A 25,048-nucleotide genomic window follows, 5' to 3' on the forward strand; every position below is an offset into this window, starting at 1 on the left:
TACATACCTGAATTTTACATGATTTTTGACTTAATAACAAACATCATTTTGTAAGTATATTTTTCACACCGATAAATGCTTGTTCAAATCCTTCAGGATTCTTACCACCAGCTTGTGCCATGTCAGGTCGTCCACCACCACCACCATTGATAGCGGGTGAAATTTCCTTAATAATATTGCCAGCTTTTAATCCGCGTTCCATTGCATCCGGACTAACCGCTACAATCAAGTTAGCTTTGTCATCTGACTTAGCACCAAGTACTAATACATCTGAAGCGTGCTTATTCTTCCAATCATCTGCCAACTTACGCAATCCATTCATATCATCAACTGGTGCTAATTTGGCAATCAACGTATAACCATTAATTTCTTCTACTTCATCAAAAATTCCGGCTGCTTGTTGACTTGCAAACTTAGCTTTTAAGTTAGTAACGTTACGTTTTTCTTCTTTCAAATCTGCCATCACTTGAGAAGCTTTTGTGGGTGTTTCTTTAATTTGTGTAACCTTCATTGCATCAGCTGTTTGTAGAAGCAATGACATTTGTTCATTTAAAAATTCAAATGCTTCTTTTGAAGTTACAGCTTCAATACGTCGAGTTCCCGCAGCAACTCCTGATTCAGACTTAATCTTGAATAATCCTAATTCAGCAGTATTTTCAGCATGCGTTCCACCACATAATTCCATTGAATAGTCGCCAACTTGTACAACGCGGACCATGTCACCATATTTATCACCGAATAAAGCAATAGCACCCATCTTTTTAGCCGAATCAATATCAGTTTCTGTTGTTACAACAGGAAGTTCTTCCCAAATTTTTTCATTTACGATTTGTTCAAGCTCTGCCAATTGTTCTTTAGTCACTGCATCTAGACTAGTGAAATCAAATCTTAAGTAGTCAGGTTCTACTAATGAACCAGCTTGATGAGTATGTTCACCAACTACTTCTCGTAAAGCTTGATCTAGTAAATGTGTTGCCGTATGGTTACGACGAACTTTTCTTCTAAAATTGATATCAATTTTTAATTGATAAATACTGTCCTTTTTCAATTCGCCCATAACTTCGACAGTATGTAAGTTTTGACCATTAGGTGCATGTTGAACGTCTGTTACCTTAGCTACAATTTCATCACCGTTATAGATGAATCCTTGATCGGCAACTTGACCACCCATCTCAGCATAAAAAGGAGTACGGTCAAAAATTATCTGAGCTATACCTTCACTAATTGAGTCCACAATTGCATCATTAACTATAATATCTTTTAAATTAGCGTCTTTAACTTCATAATTATCGTGATATCCAACAAATTCACTTTCGGTCTTAATATCCATTAGGACTTCATCTTGTGAACCCATTGATTGTAAATTACCACGCGCCGAACGAGCTCGTGTTTTTTGAGCTTCCATTTCTTCGTCAAAGCCACTACGGTCAACTGTGAATCCTTCATCGTTAGCTGATTCTTCAGTCATTTCATATGGGAAGCCATAAGTATCAAATAACTTAAATGCGTCTTTACCACTAATCTCAGTTTTGTTATTAGCTCTTAAATCTGTTAATAATCCATTTAAAAGATCTAATCCATCACTTAAGGTATTAGAAAATCTTTCTTCTTCAGACTTAATAACCTTAGCTATGAAATCTTTTTGGTTAGTAATTTCAGGATAATAGCTCTTCATGATTTCACCAACTATAGGTACTAGTTGATACATGAATGAACCATCAATTCCTAATTTTTTGCCATTAAGTACGGCACGACGTATCAATCGGCGGATAACATAGCCACGTCCTTCATTAGATGGCAATGCCCCATCACCAATTGCAAAGGATACAGTACGTGCATGGTCAGCAATAATCTTGAATGAGATATCATCTTTATTATCAGCACCATATTTCTTACCGTCACTTAATTCTTCAGCTTTAGTAATTAAAGGCATCATCAAGTCAGTTTCAAAATTAGTTTTTGTTTCTTGAACAACTGAGACCAATCTTTCTAATCCCATACCCGTATCAATGTTTTTATGAGGTTGTTCAACATACGTTCCATCGGGCATATGATTGAATTCAGAAAATACCACATTCCAGACTTCTAGATAACGTTCATTCTCACCACCAGGATAATTCTCTTCATCATCTTCAGCTACGTTATTGAACTCTTGTCCACGGTCGTAAAAGAGTTCTGTATCGGGTCCACATGGTCCTTCTCCAATATCCCAAAAATTATCTTCAACTTGGAAAATATGATCTTCTGGAATAATTTCTTTCCAAATACGTTGTGCTTCAGTATCTTTGGGATAAACCGTGACGTACATTTTGTCTTTATCTAAACCAATCCATTGATCGCTAGTCAAAAATTCCCAAGCCCAAGCTATTGCATCTTCTTTAAAATAATCGCCAACAGAAAAATTACCTAGCATTTCAAAGAAAGTTTGGTGACGAGCTGTTTTACCAACATTTTCGATATCGTTGGTACGGATACATTTTTGAGCATTAGTAATTCTAGGGTTTTTAGGAACTACTGACCCATCAAAATATTTCTTTAAAGTAGCTACTCCTGAGTTAATCCAAAGTAAAGTTGGATCGTTGACTGGTACTAATGATGCGCTAGGTTCAATAGTATGCCCTTTACTCTCAAAAAAATCTAAAAACAATTGGCGAATTTGTGCACCTGTTAATTTTTTCATTTGTTATTCTCTCTTTTCTAAGCAAGATATTAAAAAAATCGATCAAGATCTTAATAAAAAAAGAAACCACTGCATTACAAGGACGCCCATGCGCGGTACCACCTTGATTGCAACGATTTCTCGTTTGCCTCTTTAGACATTATTTATATTAATTTTTAGTTGGTAGCGTTATTCAAGATAATTTAAGTACTTGCACCAAACGTACTCTCTCTTTAAAAACATTTTGAATAACATATCCAAGTAAATAATAAGTGTGACTTCATCAAAAGTCAATATTAATATGCGTTATCACTCTTACGCTTCTTACGTAATTCACGCTGTTCTTGACGAGCTTCAATCTTCTTATTCTTACGCTTTTCATCTTTAATAGCGCTTTGAATCTTCTTCTTATATCCGGGTTTACGTTTTTTCTTTTCTTTCTTAACTAAACCACGCATACTTGTTGAAAGTTTTTCTTTAGAAGCATTACGATTCTGACGACGATTTCTTTCATAAGTATCAACAACTTCATCATGATGTTTAATTTCTTTGGGATTAAACTTAATTCCCATATGTTCTAATTGACCAATCTTCTCTTCATCACGAGGATCAAATAATGTAATTGCAATACCTGACAGCTTATTACGTCCTGTACGACCAGAACGATGAATGAAGAATTCAAGATCATCAGGGATTTCAGCATTGATAACATGAGAAACTCCCGTAATATCGATACCACGCGAAGCTAAATCAGTAGCAACGACAAATTGGAATTCCATATTCTCAATTCGTTTCATTGTACGTTTACGCTCACGAGGAGTTAATCCTCCATGAATACGTGTAACTTTTAGGCCTTTTTGAAGTAAGAACTCATAGATAGCATCAACTTCAGTTCTTGAGTTAGCAAATATCAATGATAAAAACGGTTGGCCAATTGTTAATAAATCATAAATCATTTCATGTTTATTTTGGCCACGACTAGAAATCAACCAATTCTCAACGTTTTCACTAACAACATTAGGATTATCAATCACAACAAACTTAGGTTGTGTTAAATACTTCTTCAAGAATGGTTGTAGTTTTTCTGGAATAGTAGCTGAGAAAACTAGAATTTGTAAATCATCACCCATTGAACTAGCAATTTCATTCACATCATCTAAGAATCCCATGTCTAAAGTCATGTCAGCTTCATCAATTACTAATACTTTTGTATCAGAAACTTTTAAATGATTAGTTTTAATTAAATCAAGTAAGCGTCCTGGAGTTCCCACTGCAATCTCTGGTTGAGAATTATCTAGTTTGTTTTCTTGACGTTTCTTATCTGTACCACCAACAAAATTACTAACAGTGATGTTATCATTCTTAGCTATTTCTTCAGTGTCGTCATATATTTGATATGCCAACTCACGACTTGGTGATGTTATGACAACTTGGTTGCTGTCACTATGTTCAAGTCGATCCATAATTGGCAATAAATAAGCATGTGTTTTACCACTACCTGTTTGTGATTGGACAATTAAATCATGTCCTTTTCTGACTAGCGGAATAACTTTTTCTTGAACTGGTGTTGCTTCACTAAAGTTAATCTCTGTCAGGGATTTATTGATAAACTCTTTAAATCCCATTGATTTGAAAGTTGTTCCCACACTAATTCTCCTTGGTTTTTTAATTTTAGGCTTCTTGTTTCACTCTTAAAATTAGTTCATCTATTATTTCTTGTACTTCTTTTTCATCACTTGCATTAGCTCCACTAGCTAGCGGATGTCCTCCACCATCATGTTTCATTGCTAAGGTATTAATAATTGGTCCCTTAGAACGATAATGGATTCGATAACCTGTTTCTGGTGTTGGTTTTTGAACAGCAATAATCCAAGAAACAACATTTTTTAAACGTCCTGGCGTTGAAACGGTCGCATGTGCCTGTTCCATTGTAACACCTAATTTGTTTAAGTCATCTTGTGTGATGATAGCCCAAGCTGCACCACTTTCATCAATTTTTAAGTAATCATATACACTACTTTGTAATTTTGCTTGCTCTAAAGTGACTTCACTAAGTTTTTGATTCACGGCTGGTAAATTAACTTGATGTTTTAAAAGCTCACTAGCAACCTCAAAAGTATGTGAAGAAGTAGCATCATACATAAAACGACCCGTATCTCCTACAATTCCAGTATAGATTGCTGTAGCTACATCTTGACCAATCACAAAATTCCATGTAGTTAATAAATCAAAAATAATTTCTGAACATGATGAGGCCTCATCATTAACAAACATCAAATCACCATATTGGTCATTATTAGGATGATGATCAATCTTAATTAAGAAATCGCCTTTGTCATAATTTTCGCCACTAATTCTAGGTGTATTGGCAGTATCTGTAACAATTACTAAAGCATTAGAATAATCACTTAATGAAACATCGTCCATTGTTGAAATCCAAGCTAAATCACCAACACCTTCACCAGCTAGTAGAACTTTCTTATTAGGGAAAGTTCTACTAATAGATGTTGCTAAAGATTTTTGTGATCCCAACGCATCAGGATCTGGATGTCCGTGACGATGGATAATAATATTATCGTATTCTGTTATTTTAGTTTTGATTTGTTCGATTATCTTGTCCATATTAATCCTCAAATAGTTTTAGTGGTAATTCTTCAAAGCCGAATTCATCTAATGTGGTAACAGTTACACCTACTAGGCGTAGTTCTAATTCAATATCTAATTCATCAAATAGCTCTTGAGCAGTATTATAAATCTCAAGTTGTGAAGATAAATAGTTATTCAAAGTTTTTCTCTTAGATACTGTTTGAAAATCTGTTGTTCTAGCTTTTATAACAACAGTTTTACCTTGTAAATTATTATTACTCAAAATTTCAAATACTTGTTGGCTAAGAAGATTCAATTGTTTATAAACTTCTTCTTTTGTCATTAGTGGCTTATTGTAAGTCTGTTCTTTACCTACAGACTTACGAATCTGATTAGCTTCAACTTCACTATTATCAATACCTCGACAGCGTTGAAACATAATGAATCCCCACTTACCAAAGTCATTAATCATTATATCTTGATCAATAGCTTGTAAATCTCGGCCAGTATAAATACCTAAGTCATGGAGTTTTGATTGCATATTTTTGCCAATTCCATTGAACTTTTCAATCGGAATATCAGCCAAAAACTCCACCGAAAATTCCGGAAGTATTAATGATCTTCCAAATGGCTTAGCGTGTTCTGAACCCATCTTAGCTAAAAATTTATTATAAGAAACACCTATTGAACAAGTTAAATTAGTTTCTTTAAAAATACGAGTTTGAATATACTGCATCACTTTTAATGCACTAGGTTCATGCAATTTATTCTCAGTAATATCTAAGTATGCTTCATCAAGCGCGACTGTTTGATATTTATCAGTAACATCTTTAAAGATATCATGAATTTGATCTGATACCTGTCGATATAAAGTGAAATTAGGATCCGTAAATAGTAGTTCTTCTTTTGGAATTAATTCCAGAGCTTTTTGAGAAGGCATCGCTGAATTAACTCCGTATTTGCGAGCATTATAGTTGGCAGTTGTAACAACTCCATGATTATTGTGCTTTCTAGGATCATGAGCGATAACTAGTGCTTTTTTCTTATATTCAGGATGTTCACGTTCTTCCACAGAAGCATAAAAAGCATCCATATCCACATGTAGAATTTTGCGACTAGCATCAACAACTAGCGGGATTTCAATCAGTGCCACTTATTTCTCCTATAAAAAGACTAACCCTTCCAAATCCATTCATTTCCATCTTTTGCTAATAATTCATCAGCTTTACTAGGTCCCATTGAACCAGAACGATAATTAGGAAAATCAGCTTCTTGATTATCCCATCTCTCACGAATTACATCTATATATTTCCAAGCATTAGCTAATTCATCAAAACGAGTAAAGTTAGTCTGATCTCCATTTAGAACACTAACTATTAAACGTTCGTAAGCTTCTGGGACTTTTTCTAATTGTTGTTTAGTGTGCCCATGGTCTAATTCAAATGTATTGTGTCCTGATTCCATACCAATCTTATTGCCGTTCATTAATAAACGGTATCCTTGATCAGGCTCAATAATAATTGAGAATACATTTTCTTTAATATCATCATTACTATCTAAAAAGATATTAGTTTCATTCTTTTTAAATACAATATCGATTCTAGTACTCTTATCACTAAGACGTTTACCTGTTCTAACATAAAAAGGCACCCCAGTGAAATCACCTTTTTCAAACATGATTTTACCAGCTACATAAGTCTCAGTCTGTGAGTCTTTAGCAATATTCAAACCTTCACGATAAGAAATCTCGCTTTGGTTCTGATTTGTACCATATTGTCCACGTACAAAATTGTCATCAACTTCATTACTAGTTAACACTTTTAGACTCGCAAATAAGTCATGTTTAGCTGCATGGACATTTTCAGAATTGAACACAGTTGGTTTTTTCATCGTAAGCTGAGCAATAATTTGCATCACATGGTTTTGTACCATATCACGTAAAGCTCCCGCTCCATCATAATATCCACCACGTTCTTCAACACCAAGCGATTCAGCTAGGGTGATTTGAACATTTGAAATATAATCCTTATTCCAAACTGTTTCAAGAATTGGATTACTAAACCTAAGTGTAGGAATATTTTGAACCATCTCTTTACCTAGATAATGGTCAATTCGATAAATTTGGTCTTCATCAAAAGTTAATGATAATTCATCGTTTAATTTTTGGGCTGTTTCATAGTCGCGACCAAAAGGTTTCTCAATTACCAAACGATTGAATCCATTAGCAGTGATTAAGCTTTCAGACTTAATATGCCCCGCAACTGTACCAAACAATGCTGGAGCTATAGACATGTAATAAATACGATTGTCTTCTAGTTCATATTTGTCATTTAATTGTTCTGCAAGTTTTTTTAATGTGATGTAATGTTTAGAGTCATTCACATCATGAGATTGATAATAGAAATGACTGACAAATTCATCAACAATCTTATCGTCTTCACAGAATTTTTTTAGTGATTCTTTCACAGTATTTCTAAAGAAATCATCAGTCCAGTCTCTTCTAGCTGTACCAATAACTGCAAAATGTTTATCTAAATATTCATTTCGGTAGAGATTAAACAAGGCCGGGTATAATTTTCTATGTGCTAGATCTCCCGATCCACCAAAAATAATAAATAGTGCTGGTTTTTGTTGAGCCATATAATGCGATACCTCGTACTTAGATTTATGTATTCATTTTACACTAATTAATTAATAGTATTAACTTATTCGACTTTTAACCATAAAAAAAACGTTCAAATGAACGTTTTATTTTTTATCTTCTGGTTTTTGATCTTCAACAATCTTTTTAGTTGAAGTACTTGTTGTTTTTGCTGTATTTGTTGGAGTTACAGTTTTAATAGCTCCCATATCAAATGTTAAGAATACACCATCAACATCAATAACTACTTCTTTAGTTTCGTTATCTACTTCGTCAATCTTACCCTTCATACCACCAATAGTTACGACAGGGTCACCTTTTTTCATTTGTTGCATCATTTCGGCACGTTTAGCTTGTTGTTTTTTTTGTGGACGGATTGATAGGAAATACATTCCACCAAACATCAAAATCATCAAAATAATAAACATATAATTTTGACCACCAGCAGCAGCGGCTAATACAGATAAACTCATTTAATACACCTCTATTTTCTTTTAATTATTATTGTACTATTTTTAGTCAGAAAAATCTAAAATTTCTTTGCGTTTTCGGCATTGAATCCATACTCTTCAAAGAATGCTTCTCTAAATTCTAATAGGTTATCATCTTTAATTGCTTGACGTACTTTTTTCATAACATCTAATAAGAAATACAAATTATGATAGCTTGTTAAATGCATACCGAATAATTCATCAGCCTTCAATAAATGACGAATATAAGCACGCGTATAATTGCGGCAAGCATAACAGTTACACTTCTCATCGATTGGGCGGAAATCATGGGCATACTCAGCATTTTTTACAACTAATCTTCCCTTAGATGTCATACAAGTACCGTTTCTTGCAATACGAGTTGGCAAGACACAGTCAAACATATCAACACCGCGGATAACACCATCAATTAAAGAGTCAGCAGTTCCTACTCCCATTAAGTAACGAGGTTTGTTTTCTGGAAGCATTGGTGTTGTGAAATCAAGTACGCGATTCATTTCATCTTTTGACTCACCTACTGATAATCCACCAATAGAATAACCAGGGAAATCAAGACTTACTAAATCTTTAGCCGATTGTTTACGTAAGTCTTCAAAACCAGCTCCTTGAACAATCCCAAATAATCCTTGTCGATCAGGATTTTGATGAGCTTTCAATCCACGCTCAGCCCAACGAGTAGTACGAGCAATTGAGTTCTTCACATAATCATAACTTTCATAATAAGGAGGACACTCGTCTAAACTCATCATAATATCAGGTCCAAGGTCATTTTGAACTTGAATTGCCTTTTCTGGAGAAAGGAAAAGTTTACGTCCGTCAAGATGACTCTTGAAATGAACTCCTTCTTCAACAATATTGCGAGTTTCTGCAAGTGAGAAAACTTGAAAGCCACCTGAATCAGTAAGAATTCCCTTGTCCCAATTCATGAACTTATGAAGCCCACCAGCTTCTTTAACTATTTGTTCACCAGGTCTTAACCATAAGTGATAAGTATTAGACAAAATAATACCTGCGCCCATTTCATCTAGTTCTTCAGGAGCCATTGTTTTAACCGATGCTAGAGTTCCTACCGGCATAAACATTGGCGTTTCAAAAGTTCCATGTGGCGTTTCAATTAATCCTAAACGTGCACCTGTATGTTTTTCTTTTTTTAATAAAGTATATTTTATTGGTGAATCAGCCATTATTTACTTCACTTTCATTGTCTTTTAATATCGTTTAATTCTAACAGAAATATACAGAAGAATAAACGATTAGAAGTAAGCCTTGTATTCAATTAGTCTTTTTCATGTTGGCTTAAATATGAAATTATCTGTTGTCGATTTAAATATCCAAGAACTTTGGTATCTTCAACTACTGAAATATATTCAAAATCTTTTAATACAGCAAAAACATCCCTTAAAGTTAACTGACTATCGAGTTGTTTAATCATATCTTCTGTGACATTTGGCCGATCTTTCAAATACCCTTGTATTAAGCCTACTCTACTTATATAGACGTCATAGATATCCTTGGCCAAACTGGCATTGAAAAAGTCACGAACAAATTTATCTTTAGGATTTTGAGCTATTTCAAGTGGAGTATCGACTTGTAAAAGTTCCCCTTTCTTCATTACGCCAATTCGATCTCCTAGTTTAATTGCTTCGTTCATATCATGGGTAACAAACACGATTGTATTGTGATACTTAGCGTGTATCTTCAATACTAGTTTCTGTAATTGTTGTCTTGATAATGGATCTAGCGCACTGAACGGCTCATCCATTAATATCATTTGTGGCTGAGCTGCCATAGCTCTCAAGATACCTACTCGCTGCTGTTCACCACCAGATAGTTCTTGGGGAAATCTATCTCGATAGTCTGTTGGTTCTAATCCTGCTTCATTTAATAATTCATCAGTTATTTCATCGATTTGTTTTTTTGCCATTCCTTTCATTTCAGGAATTACCGCGATATTTTCAGCTACTGTCATTGTTGGAAATAACGCAATCTGTTGTAAAACATAACCGATATTTTGTCTCAATTCACGTTTAGATACATTAGAAATATCAACATCTTTGATAAATATCTTCCCGCTCGTTAGTTCTTCAAGTCGATTAATCATCTTTAAGGTAGTTGTCTTACCACTACCAGAAGCTCCGACCAGTACAAATAATTCACCCTCATCAACTGTTAAATTCAAATCATTAATTACCGTCTGGTTTTGATAATCTTTTTTGACATTTTGAAATTCAATTAACTTCCCCATTAATGATTCTCCTTTATTAAGTCATGTTCAACTAAGTAGTTATGAGCTACTTTTGCTGCTGATTCTTTTTTGACATTGACTTCATAATTCATTTCTTGCATTTCTTTATTTGAAATTTTTCCAGATAATTTATTCAATGCTTTCACAACTTCTGGATGATTTTTGGCAAACTTATTTGTCATTAATGGTGCTCCTTGGTAAACAGGAAAGAAGTTCTTATCATCATTTAATAATTCTAAATTATATTGTTTCAATTCACTATCAGTCGCATACGCATCTACTAAATTAATCTTCCCATTCGTAATAGCTTCGTATCTCAAAGCGGGTTCCATCGATTTAGCAGTCATTGATAAGCCATAATATTTCATTAGTCCTTTTAATCCGTCACCTCGATCAATAAACTCTAACGTCATTCCAGGATTAAGCTTGTTTTCAACCTTTTTTATTTTTAAATCACTAATATTTGTAAGATTATTTTCTTCTTTGAATTCATCAGTAACTGCCAAAGCATATGTGTTGTTATATTTCATTGGGTTTAAATACGTCATTTGTTTTTGGTTACTCAAATCTTTTTTTGCTAACTTATAAATCTGACTAGCTGTAGCGTTTTTTTGAGATTCATCTTTTACTAATGTTTCTAATACTGAGCCACTGAATTCAGGATAGATATCAATTTGATTATGTTCTAACGCACTAAATAAAAATGTTGTTTTTCCAAAATTTGGTTTCAGCTTAACCTTAATATTATTATTTTTGTCCTCGATTAGTTCTTTATACATATTAATTAATATCTCGGGTTCTGATCCTAATTTCCCTGCAATCGTAATTGTTTCTACTCTACTATCGTTATATGCCTTATAGGCACTTCCAGCTCCCATGATTAGTAAAATACTGGCAAAAGAGATTAATACATATTTTGGTTTAACGAACTGTAACCAACGTACAATTGCACTCAAGATAATAGCTAACAAAGCCGAAGAAACTGCACCAATTATAAGAAGGGATGTATCATTTCGATCAATCCCTAACATTATAAATGTCCCTAATCCGCCTGCTCCAATTAAAGCAGCCAATGTGGCCGTTCCAACTATAAGCACTAAAGACGTTCTAATACCTGAAATTATTTGCGGTAAGGCAATCGGTAATTCTACTTTGAATAGTTTACGCATTCTTGACATTCCAAAAGCATCAGCTGCTTCTTCAACAGAGCTATCAATTTCAGAAATCCCTAAGTAAGTATTTTGAAAGATTGGTAGTAACGCATATATTACTAGAGCAATTATTGCTGGAACTGTTCCGATTCCTACAAAAGGAATTAGTAATCCTAATAAAGCTAATGAAGGTATTGTTTGTAAGACACTAGTCACTTGTAATAACCCTTCAGCCAATTTCGGTTTTCTCGTTACCCAAATAGCCAAAGGAATCGCTATTGCTATCGCAATTAGTAACGCAACAATTGTAATCTGTAAGTGTTGCCATAATGCTACTAGTAGGTCGTCTTTTCGCTCCATAAATACTTGTGTTAAATTATGCATCTTTGTCTCCCTAAAACTGAATCTTATGGAATTACTATACAATATAATTGCAAATTAACATTTTAATAAGCATTTGATTTCAAAATAAAAAAGCAACTCATCATCATGAGTTGCTTTTTAGAAGTTTTCTTAAGAACAACGTATATTTTATGTTCTACTAACTACATCGTATTGAGGGTCTTGTATTTGAGTAAATCCCCCGCCTTGTCGAGAACCACTATCCCATTCTATCTGTACCTGATTTCCTTTAGGAACTAATGTAAAAGAATCAATCCCCCACGTACCAGAATAACCATACACTATAGTTTTTTCAGAACTTGGTTGTCCTTTTAAATACATATATGTTCCACCATCATTAGAATAGTTATCAGCTTCAACTATTTGACTGAACTTACTTCTATATAGAATCGAAATTGCTTCATCTAGACCTATAGGAGTTTCTGCTGGCGTTGTTTCTCGAGTGCTAACTTCAGTTTTTTGATTTTCATTACTGGTAGTAGCTGCACCAGATTGCGCAACATCTTGGGGTTCTGTATTTTTCTTTTCTTTTGTAGATTTTTCTTTTTCGTCTTTATTTTTCTTCTTTTTATTATTATGCTTTTTACTTTTAGCTACTTTAGAGCTTTTATCTGTATTATCACTCTTGTCCGTATCGTTATTAAAAAATGAGCATCCAGAAGTAACCGTCATAGTTAAAAGCATCACTGAAATAAACATTTTTTTCATTTATTCATTCTCCTAATTCTTATAGGCTAACTAGTTACTAAAATTATCTGTCTAATGATTTCAATTCTTCTTCATCCAGTATTCTATTTAGCAAATTCAGATATGCAAATAGTGCATAAATAAATAATATTGGAGAAAAGAAATACTTAATAAAAACAGCAATTCCTTTAATAATAAAATAAAATTTGTTCATCTTAGCTTTTGTTGTTGGCGTTCCATATAAAACATGATTAAATAACGAATCTTCAAGCTTACTTCCGGACGCACGATCTGCTCCAATTATCATCAAGATATTTGTTCCAAAAAAATACATAATAGACAACAAAATAAATGTCACCTTTGCTTGTGTATCTCCACTAGAAAATCCAATAATAGGAAATATAATTGCTATAATCAATGAAAAAAAGACTAAGAAGGGAACACTCTTCACTGCATTAAATAAATCTTCCATTAAACTTTTCCAAAAAAATGCCGAAAATATAGATATTTTTTTTACCATAATATATTACTCCTAGTTTTTCCTTTTATGTCTTGGTACAAATGTTTCTTCAATACCAGCCATTCTTGCATCGGTACTTTTTGCACTCTCACGTATCTGTTGTGCTTCAAGGTGCAAGTCTTGTAATTGGCCAAGTTGTTGATTTTGTAAGTCACTTTGTAATTTCATTTCGTTCAATTGATTTTGAGCTAGTTGATTACTGCGACTAACAGCTTTAGCATTGGCACGTAAAACTCCCATTTCTTCTTCATGTCGATAACGCGCTTCTAAAATACTGTACGCTTCTTTTAAGTTGTCAGCTTGTCCTGTTTGAATTATTGAATATAATTCCGCAATTGATTGTTGATCTCGAAAAATTTCTGGTATTTTTGAAGTGTAGACTTCATTTTCATTCAAAATCTGCGTTAGTTTTTGACTGATTTTATTTTTACTAACTTGGTACTCATTAACTGCAGAAGTTATTGTTGCTATTTTTTCTTCATAAACTTCTTTTTTCTTTTTACGCCAAACTAATAATCCGCCAAGAATTGCCAAAGACATAAAGAAACCTATTAAACCAAAATTCGCAAATAAAACAAAGAATACAACAAACCAAATAACTAGTTGAAAAAATAGTCCTTTTTGGCCTCTTCTTTCTATTCTTACTCGCTTTTCATCGGATAATAGCTTTTCTATTTCATTTTCTATTAACTGATATTCATCATATACATGATCTTCTGCCGATATTAATTGATAAATAAACGGCAACTGTTGTTCATTTATCTTCAGACTTTCTTCATCTACCATGTTTCTCTCCCGTGTTTTTTTCTTAATGGTTTCTAAAATTATTAAATATAATTCACCCCCTGGTAATTCAATGCTTATAAAACAATAATATTTTACCACGAACATATCTTTTGTGCCATGTAAAAAAGGTATTTCAAAGTCTTTTGTGCTCTTTAACAAATCTTATTATCTCGCTATTGTTATTGATATGAATAAGAGAGAAGTAGGTGGTGAAATGGAAGATATTGCTAAAAAAATACGAAAACAAAGAATTTTTTTAAAACTTACAATCTCTGAAACGGCTGAAAAAGCAAATCTGAGTGAAAGCCTTATTTCTAGGTTCGAGCGGGGAGTAATAACAAACATAAGCTTAGAAAAATTTTCAGCTCTTTGTAATGCGTTAGATATTGATATGGGTGAATTATTCAGTTCAAAAAGTAAATTATCTATTACAGATGTTAATACAAATAAATTAATAACTCGACTAACTGATATGCCACATAGTAAAAGAGAAAAGATATCAAAAAATTTATTAGAGCTTTGGGATAATCATTAGATTTAAAACAAAAAAGAGACAATTGCATTAACGCAATTGTCTCTTTTTTGTTTTAAAAATTTTTATTAAATACAAATTTTTTATGTTCATATGAAATATAATTTTCTTTAACCAATTTTTTCAATATATGTCCAGCTGTCTCACGAGTTGTCCCACTGACAGTAGCTAACTCTTGAATAGTTATTGGATAAGGAATACTAATTTCACCGTTTGCCGATTGATTCCCCAAAGTTTTGCCAAATATTTTCAGAGCTTGAATTACTCGTTGACTAGCACTTGGATTAACCATTTGTTGAATATTATCTTCTGTCTCACTAATAATAGTCGCCATTTCTTGAATGACTTTGACCATCATATCAGTATTCTTCAACAAAAGATTCTCAAAAGTTGCCATTGGAAAATGAACAATTTCAATATTAGTCATAGCCTGTGCTGTATATGGATAATATTGATCTTTAAACATCCCCCGATATGGAAAAGCTAAATTTTCTTTTATATATGTGTAGAAAATAAAGTCTCCAGTTTCGTCAACTCTTTCTGCACGTACTAAACCTTTAGCAACAAAATAGAATCTATTTCTGTCATCTGCTTGATCAAATAACACTTGTCCTTTTTTGAACTGTTTGACTTTCATATTGTTCATCAAGATATGCATTTCTTCTTGAGAAAACTCTGAAAACTCAGGTCTAGTCTTTAGAAACTCAATATACTTTGGGTAAACTTCTGAACTAATCATTTGAACTCCTATATAATAACAATTCGCCTACGAATTAAACGGAGATTTTTCCAGTCGCAATTAAGATAATACCGATGACTGCTCCGATAGTTATTATACCAGTTATTAACCATTCATTTTTAGTTAAAAAGTCTTTTTCACCTTTTTCTTTACGTGCTTTTCCATAGAAGTAGATTCCTGGAATATATGCAATAAGGCATAGTAATAAGTAGCTCAGTCCAGCCATGATTAGTCCAAATAGTTGGAAAGCTAAAGCTAAGATACCAATTAGTAATTGTCCTTTACTACCTTTTTCATTAATGTGTTGGTATGAGTAACTAATTTGATATAGTGCAATAAAGATATAACAAATTAAGATAACCGCCGTACATAATGAAAGTGCAAAATTATAAGCACTTGAAGTAAATAGTAATGTGAATAAGAAGATTTGAATAAGAATAGCTGTCAAAATAAGTGAGAATGTTGGAGCTTTGAACTTATTCAATTTACCAAATGATTTTGGTAATAATTGTTGTTTAGACATTAATAATGTTGTTTCTGCTGGAAGCATTGTCCATGATAACCATGAACCAAGAATCGATATAACCATTCCGATACCGATTAACCAGCCACCCCATTTACCAACCATCTCTACAAAGATGTAAAGCATAGCTGGTTGTTTGATGTTTGCCAATTCAGCTTGTGTTAGATAACCGTATGGTAGAACTGATGCCAAGATATAAACAATAAGTAAACTGATCAATCCAAGGATAGTAGCTTTACCAGCATCTGATTTTTTTTCAGCTCTTGAAGATAGCATAGAAGCTCCTTCAACACCAACGAATACCCACATCATAACCATTAGACAACCTTTGATCTGGTTCATAACATTTCCGTTAGTATTAGCCATTACGTTAGTACTTAAGTTACCCCAGAAATCTTGGGTAAACACGTGACCTTTAAATAGAATAATTCCGATAACCATGAAGACGAACAATGGTACTAACTTAGCTACTGTAACAATCGCATTAATTGCAGCAGCTCCTTCAACACCACGGTTAACGAAGTAGGTTAAGCCCCAAGAAAAAATACTTGCTACCAAGATTGATGGTAGATTTTGCCCCGTTTTGAATATTGGGAAGAAGTAACCAATAGCACTCATTAGAATTGTTGCAAAAGCAACGTTTCCTAACCATGCTGAAAGCCAATAACCCCAACCACTAATAAATCCAGCGAAAGGTCCAAATTGTTTCTCAGGATAAGAGAAGATCCCTTCCATTTCTGGTTCTTTATTGATTAGATTATTTAATGATAAGGCTAACATCATGATTCCTAGCCCAACTACGACCCAGGCTATTAACACCGGACCAGGAGCACTAGCAGCAGCCAAATCAGAAGTTAATCCAAAAACTCCACTACCGATAGATGAACTAACAACAAGAGCAATAAGTGCGAATAGCCCTATTTTTTTTACAGGTTGTTCTGACATGATTGTCACTCCAATCTTACTTAGTTTTTGGTAATAATTGTTCCTGCATCATTTGCTAACAAGTTTTTAACGTTATCAAGTGATGTAATGATAGCTTTGCTATCTGGACGATTGTTAACATATTCAATAGCTGCTTGAATCTTAGGTAACATACTTCCTTTAGCAAATTGTTCTTCTTTAATGTACCCTTCAAGTTCAGAAACACTAACTTTTTCTAGTTTCTTTTGATCAGGTTTATTGTAGTTAACATATACATTATCAACAGCAGTTAAGATGATTAACATATCTGCTTCAACAAGTTCTGCAACTTTTTCTGAAGCAAAATCTTTATCAATTACGGCTTCAACACCTGTTAGTTTACCATCTTCTTTAACAACTGGAACCCCACCACCACCAGCAGAAATAGTAATAACGTTATTTTCAACTAATTGTTTAATTACGTTAGCTTCTTTTATTCCTACAGGAATTGGTGAAGGAACAACACGACGCCATCCACGACCAGAATCTTCTACGAAATGTGCAGATGGATTTTCAGTTTGTTGTTTCTTAGCTTCTTCTTCTGTATAGAAAGGTCCAATTGGTTTTGTTGGATTCTCAAAAGCTGCATCATTCTTATCAACAATTGTTTGAGTAACTATTGTTGCAACATCCAAATCAATACCTTCTTGTGCTAATACTTCGTTAAAAGCATTTTGCATCCAATAACCAATTTGTCCTTGTGACATTGCTCCTGCAGTATCTAAAGGCATTGCTGGTGTTTGTTTAGAATCTGAATTAGCTTGTTGAATTAGTAAGTTCCCAACTTGAGGTCCGTTACCGTGTGAAATAATTAATTGATCTCCATTTTTTACGAATTCAATTAATTGTTTAACTGTATCTTTAACTGCTTTCATTTGTGCTTGTGCTGATGCATCTTTTGAAAGAATTGCATTTCCACCCAAAGCGACAACAATTTTTCTTTGTGTCATAATAATTAACTCCTCTATCTTTTGTTAAAAAATAAAGGGCTGGGACAAAACAATGTTTTGCTGCCAGCCCCTTTATTTTTTACTTATCTATTAAACACGTGGAATGAATAGGTTACCCAATGTTGCTGCCATAATAGCTTTGATTGAGTGCATTCTGTTTTCTGCTTCTTCGAATTGACGAGCATTCTTGCTTCTAAATGCTTCATCAGTGATTTCCATTTCTTTGATACCGAATTCTTTTTCAAACTCTTTAGCATTTTCAGTTTCTGTATCATGGAATGCTGGAAGACAGTGCATGATGATTGTGTCTGGATTACCAGTTTTCTTAAGCATATCCATATTAATTTGATATGGTTTTAGTAATTTAACACGTTCTGCAACGTCAACTTCTTCACCCATTGATACCCAAACATCTGTATAAAGAACATCGGAACCTTTAACACCAGCATCAACATCTGAAGTAATCATGTTCTTGCTACCAGTTTCTTTAGCATATTTTGCTGCTAAATCTTGAACTTCTTGTGATGGTTGTAATGAATCTGGGGCAACGATATGTACGTTAACACCTAACATTGAACCAGTAACAAGAAGACTGTTAGCCATATTGTTACGTCCATCACCAAGGTATGTAAGAGTGATTCCTTCTAGTTTGCCGAAGTTTTCTTTAACAGTCATGAAGTCAGCAATCATTTGTGTTGGATGCCATTCATCAGTTAGACCGTTCCAAACAGGCACGCCTGAATATTTAGCTAGATCTTCAACAACTTGTTGACTGAATCCACGGAATTCAATTCCGTCAAACATGCTACCTAGAACTTTAGCAGTGTCTTCAACAGATTCTTTTTTACCTAGTTGAATATCATTTTTTCCAAGGAATTCTGGATGAGCTCCAAGATCAATCGAGGCTGTTGTGAAAGCTGAACGTGTTCTTGTTGAATTCTTTTCAAACAATAGAGCAATGTTCTTACCTTCTAGGTAACGGTGCGGAATACCACGTTTTTTCAAATCTTTAAGATGTAATGAAAAATCGATAAGATATTCTAATTCTTCTTTTGTAAAATATTTTTCAGCTAATAAGCTTCTTCCTTGAAATACACTTGTCATATTTAGGACTCCTAATTATTTATTTAAATCTTCTCTTACTAAAGGCATGCTCATACAACGTGGGCCACCACGACCGCGTGATAATTCACTTGAAAGAACTTCAATAACTTTAATGCCTTCGCTTCTTAGTAATTCGTTTGATACATAGTTACGATCGTATGTAACAACAACACCAGGAGCAATTGCCAAAGTATTTGATCCGTCATTCCATTGTTCACGAGGAGCAACAATAGCGTCACCGCCACCACAAGGAATTAGTTTTAGTTCTGGTTCATCTAATGCTTCTTTCAAAACATTTTGTAAATCAGTACGGTGTGAAATCTTAACGCCGTCTTTACCATCATTTTCAAGGATGTAAACATCAACGTTTCCACCTTCACCTTGGATACCTGGATGGATTGTGAACTTGTCATAATCAATCATTGTAAATACAGTATCTAAGTGCATCATGGCATGGTTATGAGGAATCTTGATTGCCAAGATTTTTTCGAAGTTAGCTTTGTTCTTAAATAATGAAACAGCTAGTTCTTCGATTGATTGAGCTGAAGTACGTTGAGAAATACCAATTGCCAATACTTTGTCATTAAGAACTAATTCGTCTCCACCTTCCATACGGTCATCGTGGTTACGATCACGCCATACAGTTGCTTCGCCGTTACCAAAACGTGGATGGTGAGCCATAATAACTTCCATGAACATTGATTCTCTTTGACGAGCAGCATATGTCATTTTGTTAATTGTTAATCCATCACCCATTGATGCTGCAGGATCTCTTGTGAAGTATAGGTTAGGCATTGGATCCATAAAGAATGGATATTCATCATCAGCACTTACATCAATAAGAGCTTTTGATTTAACATCAATCTCATTTGTACGAACACCGGCCATGATTTTTTCAACCATGTCTTGTGTTTCCATAGCAAACAGATATTTTTTCAATGCTTCTCTGATTGAATCAGATTTAATATTTGATTCTTGAAGCATCTTGTCGAGGAATTCTTCTTTGACATTACCAGCATCAATAGCTTCTGCTGATAAGTCTTCCAAATACACAACTTCTACACCATTATCTTGTAATGTCTTAGCAAAATAATCATGTTCCTTTTGGATAGTTGGTAAATATGGAATATCATCAAATAATAGACGATACATGATATCAGGAGTAATATTTTCGACTTCCTTACCTGGTCGTTTCAACATTACTGTCTTCAATTTACCAATCTCAGAATTTACATGAATAGGACTTGTCATTGTAGTACCTCCCTTTAATTTTGTTTACGAATATAAGATAACGCTTACAATATATGCTCACAGTGCGCATTTTGCATTACTTTTGTGATGGATTTCACATTTCTAAATTTTAAATTAATGAAAACCCTTACAAATCAATAACTATAAGGTTTTTGGCATTTAAAAATTTATTGAATTTTTTTTTGAAAAATATTCATTTTATTTATCTAGCGTTTCTATCGCTACTTAGTCAAAATAAAAAAGCAGAGAAATCTAATGATTTCCTGCTTTTTTTATTTAATAAACATTGCATCACCAAAACTAAAGAAACGATATTTCTCTTCAATAGCATGTTGATAGGCATTCAATATATTTTCTCTTCCTGTAAATGAAGCTACTAACATTACTAATGTTGACTTAGGTAAATGGAAGTTAGTAATGAAGTGATCAACTACTTTCCAATCATATCCTGGTTTGATAAAGATATCTGTCCAACCATTATCAGCTTTTATTTCACCATTAAACTTAGTTCCAATTGTTTCGAGTGTTCTAATTGATGTTGTTCCGGTAGCAACAATCTTGCCACCATTAGCACGAACTTCATTTAATGTAGCAGCTGATTCTTCATCTAAGCGATAGAACTCTGAGTGCATGACATGTTTGTCGACATCAGTTTCTGTCATTGGACGAAATGTTCCTAATCCAACATGAAGTGTAAGATAGACCAGCTTAATACCCTTATCTTCTGCTTTTTGTAATAATTCTTTAGTCCAATGGAACCCAGCAGTTGGTGCGGCAGCTGATCCGATTTCTTTAGCATAGACAGTTTGATAACGGTCAGGATCATCTAGTCGTTCTTTAATATATGGAGGTAAAGGCATTTCACCTAGTTCTTCCAATATTTCCATAAATATTCCATCATATTGGAATTCAATTATTTTTCCACCGTGCTCTAATTCTTCAAGAACTTGAGCTTTTAATTTACCTTCCCCAAAACTAACAACAGTTCCCACTGGTGCTTTTTTAGCAGGTTTCATTAATACTTCCCACTTGTCGCCTTCAATATTATTTAATAATAAGACTTCCATATGAGCGTTAGTATCAACTTTTGTTCCATATAATCTAGCAGGCAAAACCTTACTATTATTCATAACTACGGCATCACCAGGATTCAAATAATCCAATACTTCATAAAAATGATGGTCTTCATATTCTCCAGTTTCGTGATCCAAAACTAACATACGTGAATGGTCACGATCCTTAATAGGTGTTTGCGCAATTAATTCTTCAGGTAAATTGTAATCAAAATCTTCTGTACTTAACATAGTTGCTCCTAATCTTCAGTGAAAGGAATTCCTAAATGGTCGTACCCTTGTTTAGTAACCATTCTTCCTCGTGGTGTGCGTTTCAAAAATCCTAATTGCATTAAATATGGCTCATATACTGATTCAATTGTTTCTTGTTCTTCACCAATGTTAGCAGCAATCGTTTTAAGACCTAGTGGTCCGCCTTTATATAATTCAATCATCATTGTCAAAATCTTACGATCAACTTGATCAAGACCATTATTATCAACTTGTAATTGGTCAAGTGAAGTCTTAGCTATTTCTTCATCGATAGCATTCTTATCCGATACTTCAGCAAAATCACGTACCCGTTTTAACAAACGGTTAGCAATTCTTGGCGTTCCACGAGATCTTCTAGCAATCTCATAGGCACCTTCTTGAATAATATCCATCTTCAAAACTTCAGATGAACGCTTCACAATTCTAGTCAATTCTTCAACTGTATAATATTCCATATGTTGAACAATTCCAAAACGATCACGCAATGGTGCTGACAATTGTCCCGCCATTGTTGTTGCTCCAATTAATGTAAATGGTGGCAATGTGAAGTGAATTGGATGAGCTTCTGGCCCTTGTCCCACTACAATATCAATATAAAAATCTTCCATAGCTGAATAAAGAACTTCTTCAACATTTTTAGGGAGACGATGAATTTCATCAATGAACAAAACATCCCCGGGCTGTAACTCAGATAGCATTGCTAACAAGTCACCGGACTTTTCAATAGAAGGACCAGTCGTAGTATGGATATCAACATCTAATTCATTAGCGATAATCATTGCAAGAGTTGTTTTACCTAGACCTGGAGGACCATAAAGTAAGACATGATCTAAAGCTTCGCCACGGTTTTTAGTAGCTTGAATATAAACGGACATTTCTTTTTTGATTTTTTCTTGGCCGATATATTGTTCTAACTTTTTAGGTCTAAGTGTAATCTCTTCTTGTCTTTCAACTTCATTATTTGTTTTTATATCGGTTAACTTATCATCAAGTTCTTCACTCATCTTCAGTCCTCCTTTCTAATTCATTAATAACTTCAATCCTTCACGAACATATTCGTCAGCTGTTTTAGCATCAGAAGCTTTGAGTTTATCAGTTATCTTCTTCACATCTTTAGTTGAATATCCAAGTGAAATCAAGGCTTCTAGTCCATCGTTTAATTCCATATTAGCTGACAAATCTAATCCAGTACTTGAAAGACTACTTGTATTTTTATCGGCTGTTTGAATCTTACCTTGTAAATCTAAAAGAATTTGTTGAGCAGTTTTCTTCCCAACTCCAGGGAACTTAGTTAGATATGTAATATCGCCAGCTTCAATAGCATTGAAGACACCATTAGTATCTTCACCCGCAAGTATTGCCAAGGCACTCTTTGGCCCAATACCAGAAACACTTGTTAGTTTCTCAAATAGTTGTTTCTCAGCCAAATCATAGAAGCCATATAATGATTGTTCATTCTCACGCACAATCTGTTCTACATAAATAGTTGACTGATTATTTACTTCATAGCGATAGGGATTAGCTACTAACAACTTGTATCCTACCCCATTGACGTCAATTACCACATAGCTAGGATGTAATGCTACTACTTCACCTTTTAAATATTCAAACATTATAGATTTCTACTTTCATGTGAGTCTTGAATTCTCTTAAACATTTTTTCTAAATCTTTTTGAGTGAATTGCACCAAAACTGGTCGTCCATGCGGACAATTAAATGGGTTTTTCACTTCAGCTAATCTCTTTAATAATTCTCGTCCTTGTTGCTCATCAAGATGATGATTAGCTTTGATAGCTCGCTTACAGCTCATCATAATAGCAGCTTGTTCACGGAATTTAGCAATAGAGATATTTTTATCATTTAAAACATAATCAATTAATTCTCTTGTTGTATCTTCTTCTTGACCTTTTTTAAACCAAGTTGGATGACTTTGAATCATATAACTATTTTGACCAAAGTTTTGTAAATATAACCCTAATTCTTCGAATAACTCAATTTTATCATTAATTAACAAACTATCAGAGTTAGGATAATCTAAGACAATCGGCACTAACAATTTTTGTTGGTCGCGTTTGACTTCGCCAATTTCTTTGCGATATTTTTCATAATTAACTCGTTCTTGTGCAGCATGTTGATCGATCAGATAGATGCCATCATCACTTTCAGCAATCAGATACGTTCCATGCGCTTGTCCTATATACAGTAATTGTGGGAATTTACGATACTCATTTTCAGAATCATTATTCATTTCTTCTTTTAAACGTTCATCCCACTTCTTTAATCGTTCAGGATTATCAAAAATCGGCTTGGTATCCACTGCCTCAGTTACTGGGATTTCAACATCAGAAGTTATTTTAGCTTCAGTTTCTTGTACTTCATTAATTTCTGGTGCTGATTCTTTTTGATAACTAAGATCAATCGGCATTGCTTCAGCTTTAGGAGTTGTATTACGTGTTTTTTGTAAATTCTCCATTGCATCAGGAATCAAATTCAATGAGCTTATTGCTTTATCAATCGCGCCACTAACTAAATTGGCTAATTCATTTTCTTTACTTAAACGGACTTCTTGTTTAGTTGGATGAACGTTCACATCAACCAAAATAGGATCCATCTTAATACTCAAAACAGTAACTGGGAAACGTCCAATCATTAATTTTGAGCCATATCCACTAATAATGGCACGAGTTAAATTATAGTTCTTGATAAATCTTCCGTTTAAAATCACCGAAATATAATTACGGTTAGCACGTGTTAACTCAGGTAAAGATGTATAACCAGTTACTTGGTAATCAAGATTCTCAGCTTCGAACTTCACTAACTTAGTAGCAATTGTTCTACCATAAATACCAGCAATTGCTTGTTCAAAATTATCATTACCAGAAGTACGTACCAGATTCTTACCATTATTCTTAAGCGTAAATGCAATCTCCGGATGACCTAATGACAAGCGATTAATAATATCCACAATCTTATTGAGCTCAGTGTTTTGACTCTTCATATATTTCAAACGTGCAGGTGTATTGAAGAACAAATTCTCAACTACGATTGTCGTTCCTTTAGGGCGAGCAGAAGTTTGACGACTGATTAAGTTATTGCCTTCATAATTAACTTTTGTTGCTGTAGCGCCATCTGTACTAGTTAATAATTCAACTTTGGCAACTGAAACAATACTGGCTAACGCTTCACCACGAAATCCTAAGGTACTAATGTTAAATAAGTCTTTAGTAGATTGGATTTTACTAGTGGCATTACGATGAAAAGCTAATTCAACATCATCTTCAGCAATTCCATCACCATTATCAATGATTGAGATACTCTTCATACCAGCATCTTCAACCGCCACTTCAATTTGTGTAGCGTGTGCATCGATTGAATTTTCAACTAACTCTTTGACTACTGAAGCTGGTCTTTCAATAACTTCTCCGGCAGCAATTTTATTAGCTAGTTCTTCAGATAATTCATAAATTGTACTCAAAGCAATCTCCTTTCATTG

General features: G+C 33.9%; 22 protein-coding genes. 1 reads left to right on the forward strand and 21 read right to left on the reverse strand.

The window, feature by feature from the left end:
• Nucleotides 1–43: 43 nt before the first annotated feature.
• The 12 genes from alaS to RD055328_RS00175 form a co-directional block, all read right to left on the reverse strand.
• The gene (gene alaS / locus RD055328_RS00120; RefSeq protein WP_244086805.1) at nt 44–2,680 is read right to left on the reverse strand and encodes an alanine--tRNA ligase; all 2,637 of its coding nucleotides are present in this window, start codon (nt 2,678–2,680) and stop codon (nt 44–46) included.
• A 275-nt stretch (nt 2,681–2,955) separates the two neighbouring features.
• Complete coding sequence (locus tag RD055328_RS00125) at nt 2,956–4,284, reverse strand: DEAD/DEAH box helicase (RefSeq protein WP_244087139.1); 1,329 nt, start codon at nt 4,282–4,284, stop codon at nt 2,956–2,958.
• A 46-nt stretch (nt 4,285–4,330) separates the two neighbouring features.
• Complete coding sequence (locus RD055328_RS00130; RefSeq protein ID WP_244086806.1) at nt 4,331–5,281, reverse strand: bifunctional oligoribonuclease/PAP phosphatase NrnA; 951 nt, start codon at nt 5,279–5,281, stop codon at nt 4,331–4,333.
• Between the two features lies 1 nt (nt 5,282).
• On the reverse strand, nt 5,283–6,398 hold the full coding sequence (gene dinB, locus RD055328_RS00135) for a DNA polymerase IV (RefSeq protein WP_279593861.1): 1,116 nt from the start codon (nt 6,396–6,398) through the stop codon (nt 5,283–5,285).
• 20 nt (nt 6,399–6,418) lie between these two features.
• Nucleotides 6,419–7,885, reverse strand: coding sequence for a glucose-6-phosphate dehydrogenase (zwf, locus tag RD055328_RS00140; RefSeq protein WP_244086807.1), 1,467 nt, complete (start codon nt 7,883–7,885; stop codon nt 6,419–6,421).
• 108 nt (nt 7,886–7,993) lie between these two features.
• Entirely contained in the window at nt 7,994–8,359 is a 366-nt protein-coding gene (gene yajC / locus RD055328_RS00145; RefSeq protein WP_244086808.1) for a preprotein translocase subunit YajC, read from the reverse strand.
• 56 nt (nt 8,360–8,415) lie between these two features.
• Nucleotides 8,416–9,561, reverse strand: coding sequence for a tRNA guanosine(34) transglycosylase Tgt (gene tgt / locus RD055328_RS00150; protein WP_244086809.1), 1,146 nt, complete (start codon nt 9,559–9,561; stop codon nt 8,416–8,418).
• Nucleotides 9,562–9,653: 92 nt separating this feature from the next.
• Nucleotides 9,654–10,622 carry an ABC transporter ATP-binding protein gene (locus tag RD055328_RS00155; protein WP_244086810.1) on the reverse strand — a complete coding sequence of 323 codons (969 nt, stop codon included), beginning with the start codon at nt 10,620–10,622 and terminating at the stop codon, nt 9,654–9,656.
• On the reverse strand, nt 10,622–12,157 hold the full coding sequence (locus RD055328_RS00160; RefSeq protein ID WP_244086811.1) for an ABC transporter permease/substrate-binding protein: 1,536 nt from the start codon (nt 12,155–12,157) through the stop codon (nt 10,622–10,624). Before RD055328_RS00160 ends, RD055328_RS00155 begins: the two co-directional genes overlap by 1 nt.
• Nucleotides 12,158–12,304: 147 nt before the next feature.
• Nucleotides 12,305–12,883, reverse strand: coding sequence for a hypothetical protein (locus RD055328_RS00165; RefSeq protein ID WP_244086812.1), 579 nt, complete (start codon nt 12,881–12,883; stop codon nt 12,305–12,307).
• Nucleotides 12,884–12,926: 43 nt separating this feature from the next.
• Nucleotides 12,927–13,382 carry a hypothetical protein gene (locus RD055328_RS00170; RefSeq protein ID WP_244086813.1) on the reverse strand — a complete coding sequence of 152 codons (456 nt, stop codon included), beginning with the start codon at nt 13,380–13,382 and terminating at the stop codon, nt 12,927–12,929.
• A gap of 12 nt (nt 13,383–13,394) precedes the next feature.
• Nucleotides 13,395–14,168 (reverse strand): hypothetical protein, encoded by a 774-nt coding sequence (locus RD055328_RS00175; RefSeq protein ID WP_244086814.1) that lies wholly within the window; start codon nt 14,166–14,168, stop codon nt 13,395–13,397.
• A gap of 214 nt (nt 14,169–14,382) precedes the next feature.
• Between RD055328_RS00175 and RD055328_RS00180 the strand changes: the two genes are divergently transcribed.
• Nucleotides 14,383–14,703, forward strand: coding sequence for a helix-turn-helix domain-containing protein (locus RD055328_RS00180; protein ID WP_244086815.1), 321 nt, complete (start codon nt 14,383–14,385; stop codon nt 14,701–14,703).
• 52 nt (nt 14,704–14,755) lie between these two features.
• Here the strand turns inward: RD055328_RS00180 and RD055328_RS00185 are convergent, their stop codons facing one another.
• The 9 genes from RD055328_RS00185 to mutL all read right to left on the reverse strand — a co-directional run bounded on the left by RD055328_RS00185 (nt 14,756) and on the right by mutL (nt 25,030).
• Nucleotides 14,756–15,439 carry a Crp/Fnr family transcriptional regulator gene (locus RD055328_RS00185; RefSeq protein ID WP_244086816.1) on the reverse strand — a complete coding sequence of 228 codons (684 nt, stop codon included), beginning with the start codon at nt 15,437–15,439 and terminating at the stop codon, nt 14,756–14,758.
• Between the two features lie 34 nt (nt 15,440–15,473).
• The gene (arcD, locus tag RD055328_RS00190) at nt 15,474–16,907 is read right to left on the reverse strand and encodes an arginine-ornithine antiporter (RefSeq protein ID WP_244086817.1); all 1,434 of its coding nucleotides are present in this window, start codon (nt 16,905–16,907) and stop codon (nt 15,474–15,476) included.
• A gap of 20 nt (nt 16,908–16,927) precedes the next feature.
• Nucleotides 16,928–17,875 carry a carbamate kinase gene (gene arcC, locus RD055328_RS00195; RefSeq protein ID WP_244086818.1) on the reverse strand — a complete coding sequence of 316 codons (948 nt, stop codon included), beginning with the start codon at nt 17,873–17,875 and terminating at the stop codon, nt 16,928–16,930.
• 90 nt (nt 17,876–17,965) lie between these two features.
• Nucleotides 17,966–18,979, reverse strand: coding sequence for an ornithine carbamoyltransferase (argF, locus tag RD055328_RS00200; RefSeq protein WP_244086819.1), 1,014 nt, complete (start codon nt 18,977–18,979; stop codon nt 17,966–17,968).
• A gap of 15 nt (nt 18,980–18,994) precedes the next feature.
• Complete coding sequence (gene arcA / locus RD055328_RS00205) at nt 18,995–20,230, reverse strand: arginine deiminase (protein ID WP_244086820.1); 1,236 nt, start codon at nt 20,228–20,230, stop codon at nt 18,995–18,997.
• A 272-nt stretch (nt 20,231–20,502) separates the two neighbouring features.
• Complete coding sequence (queA, locus tag RD055328_RS00210; protein WP_244086821.1) at nt 20,503–21,534, reverse strand: tRNA preQ1(34) S-adenosylmethionine ribosyltransferase-isomerase QueA; 1,032 nt, start codon at nt 21,532–21,534, stop codon at nt 20,503–20,505.
• An 8-nt stretch (nt 21,535–21,542) separates the two neighbouring features.
• Nucleotides 21,543–22,559: a Holliday junction branch migration DNA helicase RuvB gene (gene ruvB / locus RD055328_RS00215; protein ID WP_244086822.1), complete on the reverse strand. Its 1,017-nt coding sequence runs from the start codon at nt 22,557–22,559 to the stop codon at nt 21,543–21,545.
• A gap of 15 nt (nt 22,560–22,574) precedes the next feature.
• Nucleotides 22,575–23,168 (reverse strand): Holliday junction branch migration protein RuvA, encoded by a 594-nt coding sequence (ruvA, locus tag RD055328_RS00220; protein ID WP_244086823.1) that lies wholly within the window; start codon nt 23,166–23,168, stop codon nt 22,575–22,577.
• The gene (gene mutL, locus RD055328_RS00225; protein ID WP_244086824.1) at nt 23,168–25,030 is read right to left on the reverse strand and encodes a DNA mismatch repair endonuclease MutL; all 1,863 of its coding nucleotides are present in this window, start codon (nt 25,028–25,030) and stop codon (nt 23,168–23,170) included. Before mutL ends, ruvA begins: the two co-directional genes overlap by 1 nt.
• Between the last annotated feature and the right edge of the window lie 18 nt (nt 25,031–25,048).

Origin of the sequence: Companilactobacillus sp. RD055328 (genome assembly GCF_022835675.1) — a bacterium.
Taxonomy (GTDB): Bacteria; Bacillota; Bacilli; order Lactobacillales; family Lactobacillaceae; genus BQUT01.

Coding starts and splice junctions, on each gene's coding strand:
- alaS (WP_244086805.1), bottom strand. CDS start 2,680: ATGAAAAAATTAACAGGTGCACAAATTCGCCAATTGTTTTTAGATTTT.
- RD055328_RS00125 (WP_244087139.1), bottom strand. CDS start 4,284: ATGGGATTTAAAGAGTTTATCAATAAATCCCTGACAGAGATTAACTTT.
- RD055328_RS00130 (WP_244086806.1), bottom strand. CDS start 5,281: ATGGACAAGATAATCGAACAAATCAAAACTAAAATAACAGAATACGAT.
- zwf (WP_244086807.1), bottom strand. CDS start 7,885: ATGGCTCAACAAAAACCAGCACTATTTATTATTTTTGGTGGATCGGGA.
- yajC (WP_244086808.1), bottom strand. CDS start 8,359: ATGAGTTTATCTGTATTAGCCGCTGCTGCTGGTGGTCAAAATTATATG.
- tgt (WP_244086809.1), bottom strand. CDS start 9,561: ATGGCTGATTCACCAATAAAATATACTTTATTAAAAAAAGAAAAACAT.
- RD055328_RS00155 (WP_244086810.1), bottom strand. CDS start 10,622: ATGGGGAAGTTAATTGAATTTCAAAATGTCAAAAAAGATTATCAAAAC.
- RD055328_RS00160 (WP_244086811.1), bottom strand. CDS start 12,157: ATGCATAATTTAACACAAGTATTTATGGAGCGAAAAGACGACCTACTA.
- RD055328_RS00165 (WP_244086812.1), bottom strand. CDS start 12,883: ATGAAAAAAATGTTTATTTCAGTGATGCTTTTAACTATGACGGTTACT.
- RD055328_RS00170 (WP_244086813.1), bottom strand. CDS start 13,382: ATGGTAAAAAAAATATCTATATTTTCGGCATTTTTTTGGAAAAGTTTA.
- RD055328_RS00175 (WP_244086814.1), bottom strand. CDS start 14,168: ATGGTAGATGAAGAAAGTCTGAAGATAAATGAACAACAGTTGCCGTTT.
- RD055328_RS00180 (WP_244086815.1), top strand. CDS start 14,383: ATGGAAGATATTGCTAAAAAAATACGAAAACAAAGAATTTTTTTAAAA.
- RD055328_RS00185 (WP_244086816.1), bottom strand. CDS start 15,439: ATGATTAGTTCAGAAGTTTACCCAAAGTATATTGAGTTTCTAAAGACT.
- arcD (WP_244086817.1), bottom strand. CDS start 16,907: ATGTCAGAACAACCTGTAAAAAAAATAGGGCTATTCGCACTTATTGCT.
- arcC (WP_244086818.1), bottom strand. CDS start 17,875: ATGACACAAAGAAAAATTGTTGTCGCTTTGGGTGGAAATGCAATTCTT.
- argF (WP_244086819.1), bottom strand. CDS start 18,979: ATGACAAGTGTATTTCAAGGAAGAAGCTTATTAGCTGAAAAATATTTT.
- arcA (WP_244086820.1), bottom strand. CDS start 20,230: ATGACAAGTCCTATTCATGTAAATTCTGAGATTGGTAAATTGAAGACA.
- queA (WP_244086821.1), bottom strand. CDS start 21,534: ATGTTAAGTACAGAAGATTTTGATTACAATTTACCTGAAGAATTAATT.
- ruvB (WP_244086822.1), bottom strand. CDS start 22,559: ATGAGTGAAGAACTTGATGATAAGTTAACCGATATAAAAACAAATAAT.
- ruvA (WP_244086823.1), bottom strand. CDS start 23,168: ATGTTTGAATATTTAAAAGGTGAAGTAGTAGCATTACATCCTAGCTAT.